The 8,187-nt window shown below is 46.7% G+C and carries 6 protein-coding genes; 2 read left to right on the top strand and 4 right to left on the bottom strand.

Translation table 11 applies throughout. The features are described 5' to 3' along the window. Positions 1-453 precede the first annotated feature (453 nt). Both I3248_RS10005 and I3248_RS10000 read left to right on the top strand, forming a co-directional pair. Positions 454-2,511: a TonB-dependent receptor gene (locus I3248_RS10005; protein ID WP_238063556.1), complete on the top strand. Its 2,058-nt coding sequence runs from the start codon at positions 454-456 to the stop codon at positions 2,509-2,511. A 216-nt stretch (positions 2,512-2,727) separates the two neighbouring features. Next, the gene (locus I3248_RS10000) at positions 2,728-3,483 is read left to right on the top strand and encodes a siderophore-interacting protein (protein ID WP_025644005.1); all 756 of its coding nucleotides are present in this window, start codon (positions 2,728-2,730) and stop codon (positions 3,481-3,483) included. A 26-nt stretch (positions 3,484-3,509) separates the two neighbouring features. On the opposite strand, the gene I3248_RS09995 is transcribed toward I3248_RS10000, so the two are convergent. The 4 genes from I3248_RS09995 to I3248_RS09980 form a co-directional block, all read right to left on the bottom strand. Continuing rightward, positions 3,510-4,271 carry an ATP-binding cassette domain-containing protein gene (locus I3248_RS09995; RefSeq protein WP_238063555.1) on the bottom strand — a complete coding sequence of 254 codons (762 nt, stop codon included), beginning with the start codon at positions 4,269-4,271 and terminating at the stop codon, positions 3,510-3,512. Positions 4,272-4,350: 79 nt separating this feature from the next. Next, the gene (locus I3248_RS09990) at positions 4,351-5,442 is read right to left on the bottom strand and encodes an iron chelate uptake ABC transporter family permease subunit (protein WP_238063554.1); all 1,092 of its coding nucleotides are present in this window, start codon (positions 5,440-5,442) and stop codon (positions 4,351-4,353) included. Between the two features lie 183 nt (positions 5,443-5,625). After that, entirely contained in the window at positions 5,626-6,567 is a 942-nt protein-coding gene (locus tag I3248_RS09985) for an iron chelate uptake ABC transporter family permease subunit (RefSeq protein WP_238063557.1), read from the bottom strand. Between the two features lie 219 nt (positions 6,568-6,786). Next, positions 6,787-7,824 (bottom strand): ABC transporter substrate-binding protein, encoded by a 1,038-nt coding sequence (locus I3248_RS09980; RefSeq protein ID WP_238063553.1) that lies wholly within the window; start codon positions 7,822-7,824, stop codon positions 6,787-6,789. Positions 7,825-8,187 lie beyond the last annotated feature (363 nt).

Raw genomic sequence — 8,187 nt, 5'->3', positions numbered from 1 at the left:
GACATTGTAAATAGTATCAATGAGTTACAATGTGGCTTATCCCGAACTGGGGTTAGTTACTCTATCGAACCTTAATGATATAACCTGACCATTTAGTCAGCTATCTGTAGGATATAGTGAAAGGGTTCATTATTGCAACGCTTTTTTAGCCTAAAAGCGGCAATTATTAACAATAAACGCTGCTAGTAAACTTAGTGACGAGCTTATTTCTATATCAAAGCTTTAATTCATTGTTGCCAAATTATAAATACTTCGCTATTATACTTTCCGAAATGTTAATGATAATAATTATCGTTAATATTATTATAGAGGGTAGTGGATGGTTATAGCAGTTGAGCTGCGAATGAGATACATCATTCGTTGACAGCCGATCAAAGATACGGCTTCACTGTTTTATACATCGTTCACTAACTTTTGGGCATAGATTTGGCAGTTAAATTAAGTGAGTATTTTATGGGCGTAGTAACGTTTTCAAGTCGATTATCGGTTTTATCTATAGGGGTAGCCACAGCGCTATTTTCACAAATGGCTAATGCTGCAGAGGCGATGCCTAGCACGACGCTACAAACGATTACGGTAACGGCAAACACCTCAGTACGTGAAAATGTACAAGAAGACTCAGTCTATATCGACAACTATACGCCCGCAGCGCAGGCAAGCCACTTAAGCGATTTTTTAGATGTGATACCTGGAGTCGAGGTCGGTGGCACCTCAACGGTGAATCAGCGTATCAGAGTGCGTGGTCTTGACGATACCAATCTTAAAGTCACCGTCGATGGCGCGCGTCAAGAGGGTGCCCTCTTTTATCATATGGGCGATGTCACTCTTGATCCTGACTTGCTAAAACAAGCTGAGGTAGCGGTCGGTAATAACTCAGTCACGCTGGGTAACGATGCCTTAGGCGGCGCGGTCGCGTTTGAAACGGTCGATGCTGCAGATTTATTAAAGCCCGGTCAAAAGATCGGCGCAAAACTAAAGGCAGGTTATGCCAGTAATAATGATGAGCTACTTACGTCAGCGACTGTGTATGGTGCGCCAACAGACAATATTGACCTATTGGCTTATTATGGCAAGCGCGATACCGACTCTGGCGAAGATGGCGACGGCCGTGAGCTTTATGAGGACAGTGAGAGCGAAAACATCTTATTAAAAGCAGGCGCGTATATTGGTGACGATCATCATGTCGGTGCAAGCTTTAGCCGTACCGAAAAAGAAGGTGTTTTCCCTTATCGACCAGATTTTCCAAGTTTTCCTAACAGTCGTGGTCCTGATGTCATCCCACAAGAAATAAAGCGCGATACTTATACGCTCGATCATAACTTTAATCCAGCAAACTCACTCATTGACGTTGATACCACCCTTTATCAAACAGAAACGCAGATTCTGCGTGATTCTGAAGACGTAGGCAACTTTGATTTTGATGCAAAAGTAAAAACCACAGGTGTTAAGATTGAAAATACCAGTGTTATTGACACAAATAGCGGTCGTCATAAGCTAATCGCAGGCGCTGAGCACTACGAAAAAGAATCTGAGATGGCACGTGATGGTTCTGCAACTGCGAATGATGATGCCAATAACACCTCAGTCTATCTAGAAGACCAATGGCAAATGGGCAAACTAACGCTGACACCAGGTGTACGCTACGACCGCTATGAGTCTCCTGAATTTGTGGCGGGCGGTTCTACTTATGACAATGTGGTTGGCGCGTTTGCTGCAAGCTACGAGGTTGCGCCGCGTACGCAAGTGTTTGCCAGCTATACCCAGCTGTTTAATGGTCCAGATTTAGGCCAAACTGTCTTTAACAGCAATGGCGAGGGTATTTATGTCAATGATGACCTTAAGCCAGAAGAAGGCTATAACTCTGAGGTAGGTGTGACCACCACGCTACGCGATCTAACCATTGCTGATGATGCGCTACAATTGAGTGCAAAATACTTTAGATCCAATATCGAGAACTATCAGCAGTTTATGCGTACAGGTAGTCGCCCTGGTAGATTTGGGATTGACTGTGAGACCGGTGCGATAGGCGGTGACTGTCAAGGTATGTTCAACAGTGATGAAGACTATAAAATAGATGGTGTTGAGCTGGCTGCTAACTACACTACTCGTGACTTTGGTATGGGGCTGAGCTACGCGCGCGCTCGTAGCGAAGGCGATAAGACAGGCAATAGTATCCCATCAGTAAGTGGCAGTGGTGCTGACTCAGGCGATCGCTACATGGTGAACTTAGATTATGCAGCTAATGATATGGTTGATTTGGGCTGGCGCAGTACTTATGTAGCCTCTATTACTGATAATCAAGGTGAGACTAAGCCAAGCTATGATGTGCACGATGTGTATGTGAACTATTCACCACGTCAGCTCGAGAATGTCAAAGCCACCGTTGGGGTTTATAACCTGTTTGATGAGACTTATGCCAGTCACGCATCGCGCTTAAATACGGCTGATGCTACGGCTACAGATTTTGAGATGGGTCGTAATATCAAAACCTCTTTGACCTATCAATTCTAATCTAACTGTGATTGGTAATATCTAAAAGCCAGCTGTCTGACGAGGAGAGCTGGCTTTTCTTATCGTAATTTTAGACCTCACCAAGATGGTTGTATGACTGTGCTACTGGTATAAATTTTCTTTGCGTGCTGCTTACACAGAGGCTGCACAAAATTCATCCCAGTAGCACTGTATCGTTTTTAAAGTGGATTAACTAGACAGCTAAAAGGATAAAAAATGACCAAACCTAATCCAAGAGTATTAGAAGTAAAAGGCATCAAAGATATCACCCCAAACATGCGCCGCATTACACTTGGTGGAGCGGGCATGCAAGACTTCCCAGCAGATCAAGAAAGCGCCTATATCAAACTGATGTTTGCAGGGGAGGCAGGAAAAAAGCCCATCATGCGCACTTATACCATTATCCAGCAACGTGACGATGAAATCGATGTCGATTTTGTCTTGCATGGTCTCAACCACAAAGGCGCTGAAGGTCCTGCCTCACATTGGGCCAAAACCACACAAGCCGGTGATACCATTCTGATTGGGGGACCAGGCCCCAAAAAGCTTATCAATCACGAGGCGGATTGGTTTTTATTGGCGGGAGACATGACCGCGCTGCCCGCCATCACGGTAAACTTAGCACAGCTGCCCGAGGATGCCGAGGGCTATGCCGTCATCGAGGTGCTGAGTGAGGATGATATCCAGCCGCTACAAAAGCCGAAGAATATAACGCTTGAGTGGGTAATCAATGCCGAAGCAAGCAGCAGTCATTACCCCATTCTTGAGCGTATTAAGACGCTAGGCTGGCCGGCTGGTGAAGTGGCAGTGTGGGCGGCGTGCGAGTTCAATAGTATGCGAGCGCTGCGTCAGTACTTCAAACAAAAAGAAGTGGCTAAGAGTCATCTTTATATCTCTAGCTACTGGAAACTTGATAGCAATGAAGATGAGCATAAAATCGTCAAACGCGAAGATGCTGCATTAGGGTTATAAGGTGACGTAGCTACAGTCCTGCTTAACTATAACAATGTATCGACAATCACTGGCCGACCTTGATGGTTAAGTACCGTCACATCGACGTTATATAAGTCTTTCATGGTATCTTTAGTGATGACATCGACAGGCTGCCCAACCGCCATCACTTGGCCAGTTTTCATCATGACCACAGTATCGGCAAACTGCGCGGCTTGGTTGATATCATGTAGGACGATGACCACGGTTTTTTGCTGACTGCAGCTAAGCTCGCGCAGCTCACGCATCAGACGCCCTGCATGGTACATATCCAGATTGTTTAGCGGCTCATCGAGCAACAGATAAGGCGTATCTTGACAGACAATCATCGCAATCAGCACGCGTTGCCGCTGACCACCAGAGAGCGTCGATAAAAAACGCTCGGCTAAGGGTTCAAGCTCAAAACGCGCGATCACTTCTTGTACTTTTTGCTCGTCCTGTGCGCTTGGCTGTCCTTGATGATAGGGATAGCGGCCAAACATCAGCAGCTCATGCACGCGCAGGCGACCTTGCACTTGGTTGTCTTGCCCGAGCATCGCCACCGTTTTAGCAAGCGTGCGCGCAGGGCAGCTGACAATATCATGCTCACCAAACATCACCTTCCCAGACTGTAGCGGTTGTAGCCTCGCCATGACCGAAAATAAGGTAGATTTGCCCGCGCCATTGGGGCCGATTAGGGCAATCACTTGGGCGCTTGGTAAGGACAAGCTGATGTCATGCAGGATTTGTTGTTTGCCGATATGGTGGGAGATATTATCGAGTTCAATCATAATAATTCTTATTTTTTAGATAAATTTTAATCAGTTTTAAATAGTTTATGATTTTTATATAGGTCAATACGACATGTCATCAACGCCGCTGGGTTATAAATATCAGTAGCAAAAACACCAAGCCGCCCGCCAGTTCAATCACCACGGATAACACTCCCGCCATACCCAATACTTGCTCAAACAGCGTCTGACCGAGGACCAAACAAATCATCGCCACCAAACTGACCAATATCAAACGCTCGCTATGATACATATGCCGTGCGATACGATTGGTCAAGGCGCAGACTAGCAAGCCAAAAAAAGTCACCGGCCCGACCAGTGCCGTGGCGGTAGCGACCAATACCGCAATGACCGTCAACAGCCCAAATGCGAGGCGTTGATAATTAATGCCCAAATTAATCGCTTGCGCCTTACCGAGCATCAAGACATTGCATTGATAGCGCCAGCGCCAAATACACAGCGCGCTAATGGTGCAAATAATGAAGCTAATTCCCAATAGCTGCGGGTTGACGGTATTAAACTGCGCGTAACTGGCCGACTGTACCACGACAAAATCATCTGGGTTAATCAGGCGCGCAATCAGTGCTGATAAGCTGCGAAACAACACCCCAAAGATAACGCCCACCAGTATCAGCCGCGTCAAATCCTGACTGCTTTTTGAAAACAGCACTCGAAACAATAATAACGACGCGCCAAACATCAGGATAATCTCAAGGGTGAATTTGGCAATAGGATTGATGCTGGTAAAGCTCATCGCCCCCAAAAAGAACACCAATAAGCTTTGCAGCAGCACATACAGCGAGTCAAAGCCCAGTAGAGAAGGGGTCAAAATAGGATTGTGCGTTAAGGTTTGAAAGAGCAGAGTCGATACGCCAATCGCATAGCCGACCACCATGAGCGCCAGCAGTTTTTTACCTCGTAGTGGTAGGGCAAAATCCCAATGACCATTGACATTGAGCGTCAAAAATAGCGTCATCGAGACCAGCAAAATAACAGCGGCAATCGATTTTGGATGGTTGCTGATCCATGCCCAAAGCTGAGCCAAGCGATTCTGGCTAGAGGGGGCTGCGTGGTGCTCGTTATTTAAATTATTATTTTTTAAACGACACTTCGCTGAGTCAGTCTTTGTAGAGCGGCCAGTTATAGAGTCATGCTTAGACGATGAAAACATACGTAAATCCTACTATGCTACCTGTAATAGTAACAACGCCACGCTTATCTAAGCAGACAACAGGACGAATAAATAAAGAAAAGGGTCGATGGTGGTGAGTCAGCTGCTTGATGGCCAGATGCGTTATTATGCGCTACATTGTTATGAGGTGCCTTATTACAAAACGCCTTATTACAAGACGCTTTATCGCTCAGCAGGCGCGCGCAATAACAACCATAAAAACAGCACCGTGCCGACCACACCAAACACCGTGGCGACCGGCACTTCAAAGGGGTAGCGGATAGAGCGCCCGATGATATCGCAGAGCAATACTGCCGATGCGCCCAGTAGCGCGACAGCTGGCAAGCTACGGCGCAGCTTATCGCCCATCAGTCGGCTGACGATATTTGGTACTACCAAGCCAATAAAAGGAATCATCCCGACTGTGACCACCACAACCGCGCTCATAATCGCTACCATCGCAACACCCAGCCAAGTGACTTGGCGTTTGTTAATGCCTAAGTTGAGCGCGATATTGTCTCCTAAGCCGACGATAGTGAGCTTATCAGCGATAATGTAAGCGATGATACATAACGCGCCCGTCAGCCATAACAGCTCATAACGCCCTGCTAGCACCCCAGAAAAATCACCAAATTGCCAAACACTGAGCATCTGTAACGTCTCGGTCTGATAGGCAATAAAGGTCGTCACCGCCTCGATGATACCGCCAAAGACGATACCGATGAGCGGAATCATCAAATAATCTGTCGGCGGTATGCGGCGGATAAGGACCATAAATAACATCATGCCACCGACTGCCGCAATGGTGGCGACACTCATTTTGACCAGTAGCGCACTGGCAGGGAACAGCAGGCTAACGACCAGCAGTCCCAGTGCCGCGCTTTGGGTGGCCCCTACCATCGATGGCTCAACAAAGCGGTTTTTTAGCACCACTTGCATGATCATCCCTGCCACCGCCATAGCGATACCAGTGAGAATGATAGCGATAGTACGCGGCAACCGGCTGACCAGCATCAGCGAGCTGTCTGAGTTGGCGCTATGGTTGATGAGGCTATGAAAAATACCAGACCACGAAAAATCCGCCACCCCAATGGATAAACTTAATAACACCAAAAGCCCCATCATGATGAGGCTGGCTGTGTTGATAAGCCATGGCGGTAGGGCCGCATGCCGACGCGTGTGGTTCAGAGCCTTGCTGCCGCTTTGCCAAGGTGATGATGTGGACAAAGCGGGACTGGCCTCAAGACTATTGGCGCGGGCCTGGGCACGCGATGAAAATAACGACATAACGGCTACTGGCTCATTAAATAATAGGTCAAAAAATAGCTGGTATGGTTGCCGCGTTTATTTTGCGCTTGCAAACGCATTTTTTATCGTGGTCAGATCTTGTATCCACTGATAATAACCACCAAAGGCGAGATAAGAATCTGGGCTTAGATAAACCACTTGGTCTTTTTGCCACGCGGTGGTTTGGGCGACCAGCGGATTGTCTAAGACTGCTTTGGCACCCACGCTGTCTTCACCGATAGCGGCGCTACGATCGACGACGAATAGCCAATCAGGGTTGGTCTTTTGTAGATATTCAAAAGAGATCGGCTGACCATGAGGACCGTCTTTGATTTGATCGTCAGCGATCGGCACATTGACGACATTATGAATAAAGCCATAGCGTGAGTCAGCGCCATAGACAGACATTTTATTGCCATTGACCATCACCACCAGACCGGTGCCACTGTCTTTGGTGACCGCTTTGGTCTCTGTGATTAGGCTGTCGATATCGTTTTGTAATTTGGCCGCTTGCGCGCTTTTACCAAATAGTGCACCTAAATCATGCAGGCGCTGTTTGCTGGACTCATAGATATTAGCCGTATCAATAGTCATATCTAAGGTTGGCGCGATGCTTGAGAGCTCATCGTATTTTTCCGCCATACGCGAACCGACCAAGATAGCTTGGGGCTGCATGGCGTTTAGGGCCTCAAGATCAGGCTCAAATAACGTACCCACCTCTTCAGGATCAGGCTGAGTCTCTGAATGCAAGTTGTCTAAAAGTAGGCCACTTGGCGCCCCAGCGACAGCGACATCAAGCGCTGCCAAGTCTTGCAGCAACGTCATGTCATAGACTACAAGCGGCGCGGGATTAATCGGTAGGCTGACATCGCCTCGTACGGTATCTACTTCGATAGTTTTGACTGAGACTGCGTCATTATCTGCGACGTTGGAGGCCGCGTCAGCGGTGTGGTTTTCGACTTTGGTATCATCAGTTTCACTAGTGTTAGAGGAGCAGCCTGTCAAACTGATACTGACCAGTAGCGCGGCCGTCACAGTCGCTAGCAGTGGACGTTTAAATATAGAAGTTTGAGCAGTAATATTATTATTAGACATAAAAGACCCGGAATATCGTGATAGTTAAGATGCAGCTTATAGGACTATAAAAGTTATCAGCCAATAGAAAATAAAAAAGAGCCCGCCTGACGCCAATAAAAAAGCGCTAAAGCACTGCTCGTTAATCAAGAAACAAATAGAATGCCCTTGATTTAATAGGTTAATGACTGGACGTTTTGCAATTAACTGCTAAGAAGTATGAATAGACGCTCATGATAAAGTAACTCAGAAATTTTATCAACGATAATGATTGTCATTTGTATCATAGTTTGTATCTATGACTATGCAGTGGCAATTTGAGTGAAGTGCTGAACGTCGGTAATTGCAGATAGATAAAGACGGGGCTTTATACAAGGCAGTCGC

Source organism: Psychrobacter sp. Ps3 (assembly GCF_022129275.1).
Classification (GTDB): domain Bacteria; phylum Pseudomonadota; class Gammaproteobacteria; order Pseudomonadales; family Moraxellaceae; genus Psychrobacter; species Psychrobacter submarinus.
The sequence above is the reverse complement of the archived record's forward strand: the minus strand, read 5'-3'. Positions and strand labels throughout refer to the sequence as shown.